Annotated in this window: 13 protein-coding genes (1 of these 13 running past the window's edge); 2 read left to right on the top strand and 11 right to left on the bottom strand. The window is 73.1% G+C overall.

Translation table 11 applies throughout. The features are described from left to right. Positions 1 to 540, bottom strand: the 5' portion of a protein-coding gene (locus ACMATS_RS23145; RefSeq protein WP_414168909.1) for a hypothetical protein. Its footprint begins 75 nt before the window's first position; the window shows 540 of its 615 coding nt (coding positions 1-540); it begins with the start codon at positions 538 to 540; its stop codon lies beyond the left edge, outside the window. 81 nt (positions 541 to 621) lie between these two features. Then, positions 622 to 2079: an adenosylhomocysteinase gene (ahcY, locus tag ACMATS_RS23140; RefSeq protein ID WP_390780164.1), complete on the bottom strand. Its 1458-nt coding sequence runs from the start codon at positions 2077 to 2079 to the stop codon at positions 622 to 624. Positions 2080 to 2464: 385 nt separating this feature from the next. Here ahcY and ACMATS_RS23135 point away from each other — a divergent pair, with 385 nt between their 5' ends. Continuing rightward, on the top strand, positions 2465 to 4456 hold the full coding sequence (locus ACMATS_RS23135; protein ID WP_414168908.1) for a fructose-specific PTS transporter subunit EIIC: 1992 nt from the start codon (positions 2465 to 2467) through the stop codon (positions 4454 to 4456). Between the two features lie 28 nt (positions 4457 to 4484). Here ACMATS_RS23135 and ACMATS_RS23130 read toward each other — a convergent pair whose 3' ends face one another. From ACMATS_RS23130 to ACMATS_RS23105, 6 genes are all read right to left on the bottom strand, one after another. Beyond that, a complete protein-coding gene (locus ACMATS_RS23130; RefSeq protein ID WP_414168907.1) occupies positions 4485 to 5393 on the bottom strand; it encodes a cation diffusion facilitator family transporter in 909 nt (302 codons plus the stop codon). Beyond that, a complete protein-coding gene (gene manA, locus ACMATS_RS23125; RefSeq protein ID WP_414168906.1) occupies positions 5390 to 6610 on the bottom strand; it encodes a mannose-6-phosphate isomerase, class I in 1221 nt (406 codons plus the stop codon). The genes ACMATS_RS23130 and manA overlap by 4 nt, the downstream gene beginning before the upstream one ends. Positions 6611 to 6679: 69 nt before the next feature. After that, positions 6680 to 7846: an SIS domain-containing protein gene (locus ACMATS_RS23120; protein WP_414168905.1), complete on the bottom strand. Its 1167-nt coding sequence runs from the start codon at positions 7844 to 7846 to the stop codon at positions 6680 to 6682. A 66-nt stretch (positions 7847 to 7912) separates the two neighbouring features. After that, a complete protein-coding gene (locus tag ACMATS_RS23115) occupies positions 7913 to 8098 on the bottom strand; it encodes a Trm112 family protein (protein ID WP_414168904.1) in 186 nt (61 codons plus the stop codon). Positions 8099 to 8161: 63 nt separating this feature from the next. Beyond that, positions 8162 to 9520, bottom strand: coding sequence for a phosphomannomutase/phosphoglucomutase (locus ACMATS_RS23110; protein ID WP_414168903.1), 1359 nt, complete (start codon positions 9518 to 9520; stop codon positions 8162 to 8164). A gap of 73 nt (positions 9521 to 9593) precedes the next feature. Continuing rightward, positions 9594 to 10034: a DUF3499 domain-containing protein gene (locus tag ACMATS_RS23105; RefSeq protein WP_390780158.1), complete on the bottom strand. Its 441-nt coding sequence runs from the start codon at positions 10032 to 10034 to the stop codon at positions 9594 to 9596. A 274-nt stretch (positions 10035 to 10308) separates the two neighbouring features. Between ACMATS_RS23105 and ACMATS_RS23100 the strand changes: the two genes are divergently transcribed. Beyond that, entirely contained in the window at positions 10309 to 10794 is a 486-nt protein-coding gene (locus tag ACMATS_RS23100) for a metallopeptidase family protein (RefSeq protein WP_390780157.1), read from the top strand. A 57-nt stretch (positions 10795 to 10851) separates the two neighbouring features. On the opposite strand, the gene ACMATS_RS23095 is transcribed toward ACMATS_RS23100, so the two are convergent. The 3 genes from ACMATS_RS23095 to ACMATS_RS23085 all read right to left on the bottom strand — a co-directional run bounded on the left by ACMATS_RS23095 (position 10852) and on the right by ACMATS_RS23085 (position 16642). Beyond that, on the bottom strand, positions 10852 to 12339 hold the full coding sequence (locus ACMATS_RS23095; RefSeq protein WP_414168902.1) for a DUF5719 family protein: 1488 nt from the start codon (positions 12337 to 12339) through the stop codon (positions 10852 to 10854). After that, complete coding sequence (locus ACMATS_RS23090; protein ID WP_414168901.1) at positions 12336 to 16043, bottom strand: glycosyltransferase; 3708 nt, start codon at positions 16041 to 16043, stop codon at positions 12336 to 12338. The genes ACMATS_RS23095 and ACMATS_RS23090 overlap by 4 nt, the downstream gene beginning before the upstream one ends. Positions 16044 to 16378: 335 nt before the next feature. Beyond that, positions 16379 to 16642: a WhiB family transcriptional regulator gene (locus tag ACMATS_RS23085; RefSeq protein ID WP_004952403.1), complete on the bottom strand. Its 264-nt coding sequence runs from the start codon at positions 16640 to 16642 to the stop codon at positions 16379 to 16381. Positions 16643 to 16700 lie beyond the last annotated feature (58 nt).

Below are 16700 nucleotides of genomic sequence, written 5' to 3'. Positions count from 1 at the left end.
GATGTGGACCGTGTGCTGCTCGCCCGTGTCCAGGGCGCTGACCTGGTACTCGTCCACTTCCAGCAGGCCGTTGTCAGTGGGGTGTGCTGTCCTTCCCTTCAGCGCCCACGCCTGGTCGACGGTGAGGGGGGCGAGGACGGGGGACGTGAAGGCGACCAGGCGGATCCGGGTGGCGGGGGCGCCGGAGGAAAGGCGAAGGAGGCGGGACACGGCCACGTAGAAGGCGGGGGACGTACCGGTGAAGGCATGCGCGCGGACATTGCCTTCCGATGCGTGCTCGCCGGTCGCGTCCGTGCGGACCCAGGTGACGCCTTCCAGGGCGGCGCCGCGTACCTGCCAGTCCCCCGCCTGGAGCTGGAGACGGATGGGGCGGCCGAGATCGTCGATCGCCAGGTCGACGGAGCCGGCCGGGGCGCCCGAGGGGGTGGTGATCTGTGAGACGTAGCGCCAGCCGGAGGGGCCGGTGGCGCAGTGGAAGCGCTCTTCACCGAGGGGGGTGTGGTCGTGCGGGTCGTGCAGGGAGTAACGGCCGCGAGGCATGGTGGGGTCCTTGACGGAAAGCGGACAGGCCCCCGCCCAGGGGGCGGAGGCCTGTTCTATCAGCTGCGGCTGATGGTGCTGTCAGTAGCGGTAGTGGTCGGGCTTGTACGGGCCCTCCACCGGGACGCCGATGTAGGAGGCCTGCTCCGGGCGCAGCACGGTGAGCTTGGCGCCGAGTGCGTCGAGGTGCAGGCGGGCGACCTTCTCGTCCAGGTGCTTGGGCAGGACGTAGACGTCGGTCGGGTAGGACTCGGGCTTGGTGAAGAGCTCGATCTGGGCGATCGTCTGGTTCGCGAAGGAGTTGGACATCACGAACGAGGGGTGGCCGGTGGCGTTGCCCAGGTTCAGCAGGCGGCCCTCGGAGAGGACGATGATCGCCTTGCCGTCGGGGAAGGTCCAGGTGTGGACCTGGGGCTTGACCTCGTCCTTGACGATGCCGGGCACGGCCGCGAGGCCGGCCATGTCGATCTCGTTGTCGAAGTGGCCGATGTTGCCCACGATGGCCTGGTGCTTCATCCGGGCCATGTCGCCGGCCATGATGATGTCCTTGTTGCCGGTCGTGGTGACGAAGATGTCGGCGGTCTCCACCACGTCGTCCAGCGTGGCGACCTGGTAGCCGTCCATCGCGGCCTGCAGGGCGCAGATCGGGTCGATCTCGGTGACGATCACGCGGGCGCCCTGGCCGCGCAGCGACTCCGCGCAGCCCTTGCCCACGTCGCCGTAGCCGCAGATGACCGCGACCTTGCCGCCGATGAGGACATCGGTGGCGCGGTTGATGCCGTCGACGAGGGAGTGGCGGCAGCCGTACTTGTTGTCGAACTTCGACTTGGTGACGGCGTCGTTGACGTTGATCGCCGGGAAGAGGAGCGTGCCGGCCTGGTGCATCTCGTACAGGCGGTGGACGCCGGTGGTGGTCTCCTCCGTGACGCCGCGGATCTCCGAGGCCAGCTGCGTCCACTTCTGCGGGGACTGCGCGAGGGTGCGGTTGAGGAGCTCGAGGATGACGCGGTGCTCCTCGTTCTCCGCGGTGTCCACCGACGGGGCCTTGCCCGCCTTCTCGTACTCCACGCCCTTGTGGACCAGGAGCGTGGCGTCACCGCCGTCGTCGAGGATCATGTTCGGGCCGCCGGTCGGCGTGCCGGCCCAGGTCAGCGCCTGCTCCGTGCACCACCAGTACTCCTCGAGCGTCTCGCCCTTCCAGGCGAAGACCGGGACGCCCTGCGGGTTCTCGGGGGTGCCCTGCGGGCCCACCGCGATCGCGGCCGCGGCGTGGTCCTGGGTGGAGAAGATGTTGCACGACGCCCAGCGGACCTGGGCGCCCAGCGCCACCAGGGTCTCGATCAGCACGGCCGTCTGCACCGTCATGTGCAGCGAGCCGGTGATCCGCGCGCCCTTGAGCGGCTGCGCCGCCGCGTACTCCTTGCGGATCGCCATCAGACCGGGCATCTCGTGCTCGGCGAGGGTGATCTCCTTGCGGCCGAAAGTCGCCAGGGACAGGTCCGCGACCTTGAAGTCCTGGCCAAGGGAGGTGGTGGACATACGGGCTGCTCCTCCTGAAGGTCGAGCGAGGGTTAAGTGCCTGCGGCTGTGCACGCGGCCGGGCTGCATGCGTGCGGACACACTGATCCACACTGGTCGAATCACCCTTGACCGCAGCGCAGTCCGTCGGAGGCCCTCTCTCCCTCGGCCGGTCCGTCGCGCGGGCCGCCCGACCGCCATCAGCAGCGACGTCTGGCTCTGCCCCGAATCTACACCGGGTGCGGCGGTGAACCCCAGCCCCTTCTCGGCCCCGATCGGGCCGCCCGGAACGGCGATTCGGCGGACCGTCAGGTTCCGGCTGCGGCAATGACCTTGGTCTCTCTCGCTTTGCTCCGTCCCTCCCGTGCTGCAGGATGCCGTCAACGCGAGTTGTGAGGAGATCCATGTGACCAGTCCAGCCGGTCCTCCCCCCGCCGCGGGGACGAGCGGGCGACGGCTCAAGCTGCTCGCGGTGACCGCGTGCCCCACCGGTATCGCCCATACCTACATGGCCGCGGAGAAGCTGGTGCAGGCCGCGGAGTCCCTCGGCCACGACATCAAAGTGGAGACCCAGGGGTCGATCGGCGCGGAGAACGTCCTCACCGACAACGATGTCAGACAGGCCGACGGCATCATCATCGCCGCGGACAAGGACGTCGACCGCAGCCGGTTCGCCGGCAAGAGGGTGCTGGTCGTCGGGGTCGCGGAGGGGATTCACCATCCCGAGCGGCTGATCAAGCAGGTGCAGTCCGCACCGGTTCACGAGGGTGGCGGAGCCGGGGGCGGGATCCTGGCCGGAGTTGCGGGCGGCGGAGCCGGGAAGGGGCGCGGGGTCACGTACAAGGCGCTGATGAACGGCGTCTCGTACATGATTCCGTTCGTCGTCGTCGGCGGTCTGCTGATCGCGGTGTCGCTCGCCCTGGGCGGGCACCCCCAGGCGAGCGGCGGGCTGGTGATTCCGGACGGTTCGTTCTGGAAGCACGTCAACGACATCGGCGGCATCGGCTTCACGCTGATGGTGCCGATCCTGTCCGGCTACATCGCCTACGCCATCGCCGACCGTCCGGCGCTGGTGCCCGGCATGGTCGGGGGCTGGATCGCCAACACCGGTGCGCTGTACGACTCGAAGTCGGGTGCGGGCTTCATCGGCGCGATCGTCACGGGCTTCCTGGCCGGCTATCTGGTGCTGTGGATCAAGAAGGTCAGGGTTCCCCGGTTCGTCCGGCCGATCATGCCGATCATCGTGATCCCGGTCGTGGCGACCTCCGCCCTCGGCCTGTTCTTCATCTATGTGGTCGGCCAGCCCATCGCCTGGGTCTTCGAGCACCTCACCACCTGGCTGGGCAGCCTGACCGGAGCGAGTGCGGCGCTGCTCGGCGTGCTCCTGGGCCTGATGATCGCCTTCGACATGGGCGGGCCGGTCAACAAGACGGCGTTCCTGTTCGGCGCGGGGCTGGTCTCCAAGAACCCCGAGATCATGGGCATGTGCGCGGCCGCCATTCCGGTGCCGCCGCTCGGGCAGGGGCTGGCGACGCTGCTGCGGCGGCGGATGTTCGACGAGCAGGAGCGGGAGACCGGGCTGGCCGCGCTGTTCATGGGGTTCTTCGGCATCACGGAGGGGGCGATTCCGTTCGCCGCGGCCCGGCCTGCGCGGGTGATTCCGGCGAACATGCTGGGCGGTGCCGTGGCAGGGGCGATCGCGGGCCTGGCGGCGGTGCAGGACAGCGTGCCGCACGGCGGGCCGATCGTGGCGGTGCTGGGCGCGGTGAGCGGGGTGCCGATGTTCTTCGTCGCCGTGGTCATCGGCGCGGTGGTCACGGCGTTGACGACGGTCACGCTGATGTCGCTCGGGCGCACGCCCGTTGCCGCCGGCGGTCCCGCTGCCGCGCCCCCTGCGGCCGAGGCGGTCGTGCCGCCCGTGGCCCGGCCCTCGGCTCGGCCCGAGGTGCTCTCGGGGTACCTCACCGAGCAGACGGTGAGCCTCGGGCTGGCCGCGGAGGACAAGGAGGCGGCCATCCGGGAGATGGCCGAACTCCTCGCCGCCACCGGCAAGGTGACGGATGTGGACGCGCTGACGGCCGCCGCGCTGGCGCGGGAGGAGCTCGGTACGACCGGGCTCGGCGAGGAGATCGCGATCCCGCATGCGAAGACCGACGCGGTGTCCGCTCCGGCCGTCGCCTTCGCCCGGTCCGGCGCGGGCATCGAGTGGGGGGCGCTCGACGGGACGCGGGCGCGGCTCATCTTCATGATCGCGGTGCCGGAGGCCGCCGCCGGGGACGAGCACCTGCGAATCCTGGCGCTGCTGGCGCGGAAGCTGCTGGACAGCGGGTTCCGGGAGCGCCTGCTGGAAGCGGCCGGCACGGACGACGTGCTGGGGATCCTGGAGGAGATCCGCTGAGGGCCGGGGCCCGGGCCCCGGCCCTGTCTCAGCGTCTGATGTCCGGCTCCAGGTAGATCACCCGCGCGATCGGCACCGCCTCGCGGATGCGTGCCTCCGCCTCGTCGATGGCGCGGGCCACCTGGGCCGCCGTGTCGTCGTGGCGGACCGCGATCTTGGCGGCCACCAGAAGCTCTTCCGGGCCCAGGTGGAGGGTGCGCATGTGGATGACCGACGTGACGGTCCTCCCGTCCACCGCCGCCGCGCGGATCCTGGCCACCTGTTCCGGTCCCGCGGCCTCGCCCAGCAGCAGGGACTTGGTCTCGGCCGCCAGCACGAGGGCGATCACGATCAGCAGGGCGCCGATGCACAGCGTGCCGATGCCGTCCCACACCCCGTCGCCGGTGAGGAGCGTCAGGCCGACGCCCGCCAGCGCGAGGACGAGGCCGATCAGGGCGCCGAAGTCCTCCAGCAGCACGACCGGGAGTTCGGGCGCCTTGGCTGTGCGGACGAAGGAGCTCCAGGACTGCCCGCCCCGCAGTTCGTTCGCCTCCTTGACGGCCGTGCGGAACGAGAAGCCCTCCGCGACGACGGCGAAGACGAGCACGCCCACCGGCCAGTACCAGTGCTCCAGTGCGTGCGGGCTCCTGATCTTCTCGTAGCCCTCGTAGAGCGCGAAGACGCCGCCGATGGTGAACAGGACGATGCTGACGAGGAATCCGTAGACGTAGCGCTCACGGCCGTAGCCAAAGGGGTGTTCCTCGGTCGCCTGCTTCCGGGCCTTCTTGCCGCCGAGCAGCAGCAGGGCCTGGTTGCCGGAGTCGGCGACCGAGTGGACGCCTTCGGCGAGCATGGACGACGAGCCGCTGAAGGCGAAGGCGACGAACTTCCCTGCCGCGATGGCCAGGTTGGCGCCGAGCGCGGCGACGATGGCCTTCGTGCCGCCTGTCGCACTCATGCGGCGGCGCCGTCGACCGTGGCCCGGAAGACCGTCGCCTCGCCGAGGAGTACGACGCGTTCGCCAGCGGGGACGAAGGCGGACATGCCCGGGTCCAGGAGCAGTTCACGGCCCTCGGTGTCGCGGAGGACGACCGTGCCGGAGGTGCACAACAGGATCTGCGCGGCGCCGGACGGCAGCGCGGTGCCCTCGCCGTCGTTGCCCGCGCAGGGGGCCAGGACGTAGCGCGAGAGCCGGAACTCCTGCACGGGGGCGTCGTAGACCTCCTCCCCCTCGGCGTCGGCCTCGGGCCGCAGCACCTCGGGGTCGGACGCCTCGAAGCGGACGACGCGCAGGAGTTCGGGGACGTCGACGTGCTTGGGGGTCAGGCCGCAGCGCAGGACGTTGTCGGAGTTGGCCATGATCTCGACGCCGAGGCCGTCGAGGTAGGCGTGCGGGACTCCGGCGCCGAGGTAGAGGGCCTCGCCGGGCAGCAGGCGCACGTGGTTGAGGAGCATGGCCGCGATGACGCCCGGGTCGCCGGGGTAGTGGTGGGCGAGGGAGGCGTAGGCTGCGTACGCCTCGCGGTACGGGCCGTCGACGGCGCCGAGCCGCTCCGCCGCGGCGGTGGCCTCCGCCACCGTCTTGGCCATGGCCTCGGGTTCGGCACTGAGGACGGCGGCGAGGACCTCGCGCAGGGCGGCCTCCTCCGGGTGTGCCCGCAGGAGGTCGGCGTACGGGACGAGGGAGTCGACGCCGAGCGCGCCGAGCAGACCGGCCGTCACCTCGGGGGCGCGGAAGCCGCAGAAGCCCTCGAACGGGGTGAGGGCGCAGATCAGTTCGGGCTTGTGGTTGGCGTCCTTGTAGTTGCGGTGGGGGGCGTCGAGGGGGATGCCCCGGGCCTCCTCCTCCGCGAAGCCGGCAGCGGCTTGGGCGAGGTCGGGGTGGACCTGGAGGGAGAGCGGGGAGGCCGCGGCGAGGATCTTCAGCAGGAACGGCAGCCGGGGACCGAAGCGCGCGACGGGCCCGGCGCCCAGCTCGCCCTCGGGGTCGGCGGCGATCACCTCGGACAGGGCGCGGGGCCCCTCTCCCCGGTCGATGCGGGAGGGCGCACCGTGGTGGGCGCCCATCCACAGCTCCGCCTGTGGCTCGCCGGTGGGGTCGACGCCGAGCAGCCCGGGGATCGCGGTGGTGGAGCCCCAGGCGTAGGGGCGCACGGTGTTGGCGAGAAGGTCCATGGGGTGCTCTGTTCCTGACTGTCCTGGGTGGGCTGTCGGGGGACGACCTGGGGCGGGGCGCCGGCCCCGCTACGGCGTGGAGGCGAGCGCGAGGTAGACGGCGGCGAAGTCCGTGATGGCGAGGAGCTCCGCGGCGGTCTCCAGGGCGCTGTTGCTCTCGGTGGCCTCCAGCTCGCTGACGGGGGTGTCGCGGTGCAGGGCGAGTTCACGGGCGGCGGGAGCGGGCGACGTGACGTCGGGCTCGTGCTCGCGGAGCAGCACGACGCGGGCGTGCAGGGCGGCTTCCTGTTCCTCGACCCGGTCGCGGAAGAAGTCCTCCGGGTCCGCCCCGGCGGCGAAGACCCCGGAGAGCAGGGCGCCGTGCGCGGTGAGCGCCTCTGGGAGCTCGGCGGCGAGCGCGGGGCGGCCGGCGAGCGCGGCGAGGACGGTCGCGAAGCGGCGGCCGGCCGCCGCGGCGAGCTCGCCCTCGCTCCAGATCAGCGGGAGGGTGTCGGCGACCTCGGCCGCCAGGGTCTTGGCCGGGTTGCTGTAGGTGGCGATGGCGGGGCCGCAGCGCTCGGCGACCTGGTCGAGGTGGTCGGCGAGCGACTCCAGGGCCTCGGGCGGCGCGGTGCACAGGCCGATGCGGTCGGCGAGGGCGAGCAGCGGCGTGAGCAGCGACCAGAGGGTGCCGGGGCCGGAGGGCAGCACGGCCCGGGTGCCCTCGTCGTTCTCGGTGCCGCCGGCCATGGCGGCCTCGTACGGCGTGGCGGTGAGCGGCACGGCCAGGCCGCGGACCTGGGCGGTGGCCTCGGCGAGCGGGGAGCCCGCGGGGCTGACGGAGACGACGGTGCAGCCGCGCCGGTAGGCCTGCTCCAGCAGCACGGCGAGGCCCGGCTCCGTGCCGTCCGGGCTGGCGACGAGGAGCAGGTCGAGCGGGCCCGTCCAGCCGGGGAGCGTCCAGCGCAGGGCGCCGGGGGCGGGGGCCACACCCGCCGGGCGGATCAGGGCGACGGGGCAGCTGCCGTCGGCGAGCGCCGAGAGCAGCTCCGCCGTGGAGCCGGCGGCCGGCCCCGGCCCGGCGACCAGGACGGCGCGCGGGCGGCCGTCCGGCTGCAGGGAGCCGATGCCGGCCTCCGTGGCGTTCCGCACGGCCGTGCGGACCCGGGCGCCGGATTCGGCGGCGCCGCGGAGCAGGCCGTGCAGATCGGCGCGGGAGAGGCCGTCGGGGTCATCGAGGAGCGACTCGTCGAACACCGTTGCTCAGCCTCCGATCGCCGAGGGGATGCGGGTGTGCCTGGCTGCCTGTGGCAGGCGGCGGGGTCAGGCGGGGCGGCGGGCCTCGTCCACGAGCAGGACGGGGATGCCGTCGCGGACGGGGTAGGCCAGGGCGCAGCTCTGGCTCTCGCACACCAGCTCGGGGGTCTCCTCGGCCGCGTTCTCCTCGCGGAGGGGGGCGTGGCACGCCGGGCAGGCGAGGATCTCCAGGAGACCGGCTTCGAGCGGCATGGGGATTCCCTTCGGGGATGTGCGGTTCTGTGTGGTCAGCCTACCGCCGGGGACCCGGCGCCCTCACGCCCTGACGATCGCCAGGACCTCGTCCCGCACGCGGGCCACGGTGGCCGCGTCGCGGGCCTCCACGTTGAGGCGGAGGAGGGGCTCGGTGTTGGACGCGCGGAGGTTGAACCACCAGTCGGGCGTGGTGACGGTCAGGCCGTCCAGCTCGTCGAGCTCGGCGCCCTGCAGGCCCTCGTACACGGCCCGGACCGCCGCGCTGCGGCCGGCCTGGTCGGCGACGGTGCTGTTGATCTCGCCGGAGGCCGCGTAGCGGTCGTACTGCCGGACGAGCTCCGAGAGCGGGCCGGGCTGGCCGCCGAGCGCCGCCAGGACGTGGAGGGCCGCGAGCATGCCGGTGTCGGCGTTCCAGAAGTCGCGGAAGTAGTAGTGGGCGGAGTGCTCGCCGCCGAAGACGGCGCCGTGCGCGGCCATCTCCTGCTTGATGAAGGAGTGTCCGACGCGGGTGCGGACGGCCCTGCCGCCGTGCTCCCCGACGACCTCCGGCACCGACCAGGAGGTGATCAGGTTGTGGATGATCGTGCCGCCGGGGTGCTTGGCCAGCTCGCGGGCGGCGACGAGGGCCGTGATCGCGGAGGGCGAGACGGGCTCGCCGCGCTCGTCGACGACGAAGCAGCGGTCGGCGTCGCCGTCGAAGGCGAGGCCGATGTCGGCGCTCGTCTCCCGGACCTTGGCCTGGAGGTCGACGATGTTCTTCGGGTCGAGGGGGTTGGCCTCGTGGTTCGGGAAGGTGCCGTCGAGCTCGAAGTACATGGGCACCAGGTCGACCGGCAGGCCGTCGAGGACGGTCGGGACGGTGTGGCCGCCCATGCCGTTGCCCGCGTCCACCACGACCTTCAGGGGGCGGATCCGGCCGAGGTCGACGAGGGAGCGCAGGTGCTCCGCGTAGTCCGCGAGGACGTCCCGCTCGGTGACGGTGCCGGGGACGGCCGCGGGCTCGGGGGCGCCGCTCTCCAGCCAGCCCTCCGCGAGGGCGCGGATCTCGGCGAGGCCGGTGTCCTGGCCGACGGGGGCCGCGCCCGCGCGGCACATCTTGATTCCGTTGTACTGCGCGGGGTTGTGACTGGCCGTGAACATGGCGCCCGGCAGGCCGAGTTGGCCGCTGGCGAAGTAGAGCTCGTCGGTCGAGCAGAGGCCGATCAGGGTGACGTCCGCGCCCTGCGCCGCCGCACCGCGCGCGAAGGCCTGCGACAGGCCGGGCGAGGAGGGCCGCATGTCGTGGCCGATGACGATCGCGCGGGCTTCCGTGACCTGGGCGAAGGCGGCGCCGAACAGCTCGGCCAGCTTCTCGTCCCACTGCTCGGGGACGACGCCGCGCACGTCGTACGCCTTCACGATCTGCGACAGATCAGCCACAGCCGACCCCTCCTTGAGTGCGATTCGGGACACCAAACCTACCTGGCGGCTGTGACAACGGGCGTACGCGCTGTCAGGAGTCGGGCGAGCGGAGCACCCTGAGGTGACCCCGGCGGGCGACCTCCATCGGGTTGGCGTCGCGACCGCCCGGGCCCATGACGCCCGGCACGGCACCCGGCCCGGCGGCGCGCTCCTGCGGACGGGCCGCCTCGCGCACGGCGTTGGCGAGGGCTTCGAGGTCGTCACTGCTGGGACGGGCCGGACCGCTGTCGACCGCGAGGCGGACGACGTCCCAGCCGCGCGGGGCGGTCAGGCGCTCGGAGTGCTCGGCGCACAGGTCGTAGCAGTGGGGTTCGGCATAAGTGGCGAGCGGACCGAGGACGGCGGTCGAATCGGCGTAGACGTACGTCAGCGTCGCGACGGCCGGGCGGCCGCACGCGGTGCGCGAACAGCGACGTACAGGGCTCACGAGGTTGGACGGTACCGCACTCTTGAGCGGGCCGCGACGACTCACCCCCGGCTCACCCCTCCGTGTCGTCCCGGTTCGTCCGGTGGACACCGTTGTCAAAGCGCCTGGTTGAGGCGTACACGAGACGAGGAACACGGTGCGGGGTGGAGGGAGAAACCGCCATCACCCGGAACACATAGTGTCATTCCGCATGCGGCGGGCGGCTCAGCACACGGCCGAAAACGTTCGCAGAGACGGCCGAAACGTTCATCCGGCGACATGCGATGAGATGCGTGGCCACGGCGTGTACACGGGCCGCCGACGGATACTCTCAGGAGTGATGGACAGCCCCGTACCTCCCCCGACCGACGCCGGCGGGCACCCCGGGCCGACGCCCCCGCGCCCCCGCCACCGCGACCGCCACGGGCGCGGTATGCGCGGACCGGTCGCCCCGCCCCAGGTGCCGCTGTCGGTCAGCCGGGCCGAGGCGTTCATCGACCTCGTGCACGACTCCGCGGAGCGGCTGGAGCGGCGGTGGCCGCAGCTGGCGTCGGTGGACTTCGTGGTCCGGGAGGTGCCCGTGGGGGGCGACGAGGCCGAGGCCCTCGCCGGGCTGCTCGACGGGGACACCGTGCCGCTCGGGCGGTACGTCCCCGCCCACGGCGACAGCCCCGACCGGATCGTCGTCTACCGGCGGCCGGTGGAGATCCGCACCAAGACGCGGGACGAGCGGGCCCTGCTCGTCCACGAGGTCGTGGTGGAGCAGGTCGCCGAACTCCTGGGGCTCGCGCCCGAGTCGGTGGATCCGCGGTACGGGCAGGACTGATCGGTACGCCAACTGCGGGCCGGCTGCGGCTGGTCGCGCAGTTCCCCGCGCCAGACATCAGCCCCGGTTCAGCAACGACAGGTCCGTCTTCGCCTCCGGGACCGCCACCGTGGAACGGTCGTCCGGGAGGGGCTGGATCGTGAACATCGGGACGCCGTCCTTCGGCAGGGCGAGCATCCGTGACGCGTACACCGGTCCCCCGCCCGTCTTCTCCACCGTCACCGCGTAGGAGCCCTTGGCCCCGTCCGGCTGCGGAGGTTCGAAGGCGAGGGTCGTTCCCGCCTTGACCGTGTACGTCTTGGTCACCGGTGAGCCGCCGTCGCTGCCCGCCGAGGACGTCACCCGCACCGTGGCCGCCTTGCCCGGTGCGGTCAGCGACAGGGTGGCGGCCTTGGGCCGGTTGTCCGCCACGGTGCCGCGTCCGTCGATCGCGGAGGTGGCGGGGATGAACGCCGTCTCCTGCTTGTCGTCCTTGCCGCGCGTGACGCGCAGTGCGGCGACGACCGGGGTGCTGCCGCCGCCGCCCGTGAGCATCAGGGAGCCCGCCTCGCCGCGGGTGAGGTCGCCGAGGTCGACGGCGGTCGTCATGCCGCCCTTGAGGTGCAGCGACTCGTGGCCGGCCGGGGAGATCGTGCCGTTCGGCCCGACGAGGCGCAGGCCGACGTCCGCGTCGTCCGAGCCGGGCACGTGGGCGACGAGCCGCACGGACGTGGCATCGGCGGGGATGCCGGGCAGCACCGCGTCCGCCGCCGGGTCGGCGGACGGCGGCAGCCAGTCGCCGCCGGCCTTCTCGTCGGAGGCCTGCACCGCGGCGCCGAGGCGGCCCGAGCGGGCCGCCACGTGGAGGGTGAGGTCGTCCGCAGGCGCATCCGTCAGTGTCGACAGCAGCACCGGCACGGTCGTGTGCGGCGGAACGGTGACGCCCTCGCCCGAAGGCGCCTTGATGCGGCCGTCCTTGCCGTACAGCTCCAGGTCGACGACGGCCGGCGTGACGTCCGGGTTGGTCAGGTGGACGTAGTCCTGACGTCCCTTGGCGGTGCTCGCGCCCGGGAACCAGAAGGACGTGTCGGGCGGTGTGCACGTCAGACCGTGCAGGCCGCGCCCGCTGCCCGCGCTGATGGCGGTGGTCTGCTGTGCCGTCCAGCCGGGGGCGAGCGGACCGTCGGCGGCGCCGTAGAGGGCCGGTGCGTCCGAGCGGTCGGTCGTGGCCGTGACCGGCTTGCCGGGCTCCTTGAGGGAGAGGACCGGCTTGCCGTCGTTCTTGCCACTCTTGCCGCCCGCCGCGGGCAGCAGGTCCGCGGGCTTCCCCGTGCCCTTGCCCCCGGTCGGGGTGAAGGCGGTGTACGTCGTGTCCCCCACGTCGGACGACGTCGGCGCCGGGCACACCAGCGCGGATCGCTGCACGGGCGCCTTCGCGCCCGTGACGGTCTGACCGCTCTTGCCGCCCGGCGCGGAAACGTCTGACGGGCCGGTGAGCACGGCGACACCGGTGACGGCGGCGAGTGCCGCCGTCACGGCGAACAGGGAGAGGGTCGTGCGCTTCACTGCTGCTCGCTCCCGTCACGGTGGGGCTGCTGGTGTCCGTAGCCGTACGGGTCGTAGGCGTCGTACTGGCCGTACGAACCGGCCGCGTAGGGGTCCTGCGGGTACGGCGCCTGGCCCGGCGAGTCGTACTGCCGGGGCTGGGGCTGGTGCTGTGCCGGGTACGAAGGGTCGTAGCCCTGGTCGTAACCGGTGCCGTAACCGGGCTGCTGGTACGGGTGGTTCTGGGCATTCTGGGCGTCCCACTCGCCGTACTCCGTGTACGGCTGCTGGTGCGGGACGGCGGCGTACGGGTCGGCCGGGGCCTGCTCCTCGTACGGGTCGGCCGCGGGCGCCTCGGCCGGCGGGGCCGGCTCCGGGGCGGCCGCAGCGGCCGCGGCCGCGCGCAGGCGGCGTGCCCGGCGGCCCTCCCCCGGCACCGGCTGCTCCGGCACGGTGGCGGCGGCCGGTGCGGCGGGCGGGGCGTCGGTCTCCGGCAGGTCGTCGTCGACCCGGCGCCGGCGGCCCGGGAGGGCGAGGACCACCAGGAGGAGCGCCAGCAGGCCCTGCCCCCACATCCACGCCGTGTGCGCCACCGGGGTCTCGTACGACAACGACAGCTTGCCGCCACCCGCGGGGAGGGTGAAGCCTTGGGCCCAGCCGTCGACCGTGGTGCGCTTGAGGGCCTTGCCGTTCAGCGTGGCCTTCCAGCCGGGCGCGGCCTTGTCGGCGATCCGCAGCACGCGGCCCGCGGGGCCGGCCGGCAGCGTGGCCCGGGCCGTGACGGGCCCGGCGGCGACGGGGACCGGAAGACCGCCGTCCTGCTGCGCGCCGCTGACGACCGCGACACGGGCGACCTGCCGGTCGACCCGCCACAGGGCCGTGTGGCCCTCCTGGCTCAGCCGGGTCAGCCCGGGGGTGGCGTCCAGGACGCGGACTGTGCGGGCGGTCGCGCGGTCGTTGTCGCGGACGAGGACGTAGCCGACCGCGTAGTCCCCGAGGCGGCCCGCCTGGTCGGCGCCGGAGCCGCCGACCAAGTTCGCCACGACGGAGTCGAGCCGCTTGTCGCGGCCCGCGGCCTCGCCCAGCTCGGCGTCGCCCATGCGCGCACCGGCGCCGCGGACGAGCGTGTACGTGACGTGTGCGGCGTCCCCGCCGAGCACCAGCGTGCGGGCCTGGTCGCGGGTACCCGCCTCCTCGGCGACGAACGCGGGCACCTGCGCCGGGTCGCGGCGCACCAGCGGCCCGTCCGCGCCGGTGACTGTCCAGGCGACGGCGGCGACGAACGGTGCGGCCCCGGCGGCGAGCACGATGAGGCCCGCGACCGGCTGCCGCCAGCCGAAGCTCTGAGCCGCCACCCGCTCCCGGGCGCCCTCGGCCCCGACGACGGCCGCCGCGACGAGCGCCAGTCCGTAGACGAGGGTGGCGGGACCGGCCCATGCGGTCCGGTTGCCCAGCACCGCGCACAGCAGACCGGTCAGTGCCACGGCCCAGGCCGTGCGGACGGCGAACTGCCGGTCGCTGCGCAGCAGGGCGGCCATCGCGGCCAGCACGAGACCGGTGAGCAGGAACGCGCCGGTCTTCGGCCCGCCGGGGTCACCGGTGAGCAGTCCGAGCGGTGAAGCGGATCCGTGCCCCAGATCCAGACCCGCCTGACCGAGGAAGCGCACCGGATGAGCGAACAGTCCGAGCGACCAGGGGGCCAGTACGGCGACCGGCGTGAGGATCACGGCCAGCAGCCGCGGCCCCTGCACGGCCAGTTGTCCCGCCCCGCCGCGCACACAGCACAGGACGAGCATGCCGAGGCCGAGCACGCCTGCGAGCGGCCAGACGACCGGAGTGAAGGACATGGTGACGGTCAGCAGGAGCGCGTACGCCCAGCACGCGCGCCACGAGGGGCGCGCCCCTGCGGTGCCGAGGCCCGCCGCGGAGACCACCGCACGCGCCATGAGCGGCAGCACGACGGCCAGGACGGCGGTGCCCAGCCGACCGGTCGCGAGAGCACCCGTGGCGGCGGGCAGGAAGGCGTAGGCCACGCTCGCCCAGGCGCGCAGCAGCCGGGAGCCGACCAGCGGCCGGGAGGCGAAGTAGGCGGTGAGACCAGCCAGCGGCACCGAGCAGACCAGCAGCAGGGTGAGGGTGAAGCTCGTGGAGCCGAGGAAAAACGTCGACAGGGCGGCCAGGACGGCCAGATAGGGCGGCGCCCCGGCGGTGGTGCCGGTGCCGACCGGATGCCAGCCGTCGGTGTAGCTCGCCCACAGGGCGGACGCGCCGTCAGGTACGGGCAGCAGCGCACCGCCCGAGAGCGCGCCGCCGCCGAACAGGCCGCGGCAGGCGATGGCCGACACGAGCAGCAGGACGGCGAAGAGGACGGGAGCGGGCTTGCGGGCGATGCGCCTGAGCCGGGCGAACTGCTCGATCTCCAGGTAGTCGGCGTCGTCCCCGCCCGGTCCCGATTCGACCGCTCCATGGCGTCCGGCGGCGGAGGGCCCGTCGTCCTTCCCGGCGCCGAAGTCGCTCGCGAGCTGCTCGACGGTCGCACGGACGGTCGCGCCCGGCGGCGGGAAGAGGGCCCGCAGCTCACCGGCCGTGACGGACGGCTGCCCGCGCCGCTTGCGTGCGGCACGGATGCGCCCGGGGCGCAGCAGCGTGGCCATGAGCCCCGCGAGCTCGTCGAGCGCCTGTCCGGGGGCCTTGCCCACGAGGTAGCCGAGGGTGCGCAGCAGGGTGCTGAGGACGACCCGGAGCATCACGTACGGCAGCAGGGCGCCACGGGTGTTGGCGAGGAGCGTGTAGACGGCGCCCGCCTTGTCGACCTTGTGCGGGTCGGCCGGCTTGCGGCCCGCGCAGTCGACCGGGCGGCGCTCGCGGGCGGCCGCCTCGGCGTGCCGCAGCACGGCCTCGGGGGCGACGAGCACGCGGTGCCCGGCGGCGGTGGCGCGCCAGCACAGGTCGACGTCGTCGCGCATGAGCGGCAGGCGCTGGTCGAAACCGCCGAGCTGCTCCCACACGTCGCGCCGGACGAGCATGCCGGCTGAGGAGACGGCGAGCACCTGGCGGACCTGGTCGTGCTGGCCCTGGTCCTGCTCGCGGCGCTCCAGGCCCGTCCAGCGGCGGCCGCTGCGGGCGATGGAGACGCCGACCTCGAGCAGCTGCCTGCGGTCGTACCAGCTGCGCAGCTTGGGGCCGATGACGGCGGCGGGCCGGCCCGCGGTGATCTCGGCGTCGGCCACGCGCAGCAGCTCGTGCAGCGCGCCGGGCTCGGGGGCGCAGTCGTCGTGCAGCAGCCACAGCCACTGCACGGGGTCGAGGTCGGCGGTGTACGCGCCGTCGTCGTCCTCGCTCCAGGTGCGGCCGACCGGGTCCCAGCCACTGGACCTGCGCAGGTACGGCAGCTCGTCGGCGGTGGGCACGGGGGCGGCGCGGACGGCCTCGTCGACGGCCGTGCCGAAGCCGGCGCGGCGGGCGAGGTGCAGGACGCGGTCGTCGCCGAGGGCCTCGGCGAGCAGCCGGGCGGAGTCGTCGGTGCTGCCGGTGTCGGCGGCCACGGCGTTCTGCACGGGCCGTTCCTGGCCGAGCAGTCCGGCGAGGGCGTCGGGCAGCCAGCGGGCGCCGTCGTGCGCGACGAGCACGGCGGTGACCACGTGGCGCGGGAACGCCGGGGGAACCGTGTGGTCGGACAGGGAGCCGGCGGGGAAGCGGGCCGCCGTAGTGCTGTGCACGGACATCGAGGTACAGGCCCTCCGGCCGGGCGTCCCCGGGTCACCCCCGGAGGACTGCGGTGCTGGACTGCTGCGGTGGACGCGGGCGGGTCCGGCGGGCCCGGAAGGGCACTGCGGCGGCCGCACGGTGCGTCGTCGAGGGACCCACCCTAGTGGCTCCGGACACAGCAGTCCGCCTCCCGCTTGCGGGGCGCGGGAGGCGGACTGTTCGCTATGGACGGTGCTGCGGATGCTGTTGCGGGAGTGCTCGGACCGGATGGTCCTTCAGTCCCCTGGATCGGCCTTGTACAAGACATTGCGTCAGGTCGTGACTCTGTGCGTCGGTCCTGGACCGGCGACCGTCAGACCGCGGCCTTCTTGAGGCGGCGGCGCTCACGTTCGGACAATCCGCCCCAGATGCCAAAGCGTTCATCGTTGGCCAAGGCATATTCAAGGCACTCGGAACGGACCTCACAGGCCAGGCATACTTTTTTCGCCTCGCGCGTGGATCCGCCCTTTTCGGGAAAGAAGGACTCGGGGTCGGTCTGAGCGCACAGTGCGCGCTCCTGCCAGCCGAGCTCCTCGTCCGCCTCCTCGACCAGCAGTTGCTGGAACAGCTCGGTCATGTGCGCCCCTCGTCTGTCATTGCGTCCCCGTGTGCTGCCGCTATCAGGTGCGACAGAA

Origin of the sequence: Streptoverticillium reticulum (assembly GCF_047456005.1) — a bacterium.
In the GTDB taxonomy this organism is placed as follows: domain Bacteria; phylum Actinomycetota; class Actinomycetes; order Streptomycetales; family Streptomycetaceae; genus Streptomyces; species Streptomyces reticulum.
This window is presented reverse-complemented; position numbering and strand designations above follow the sequence as displayed.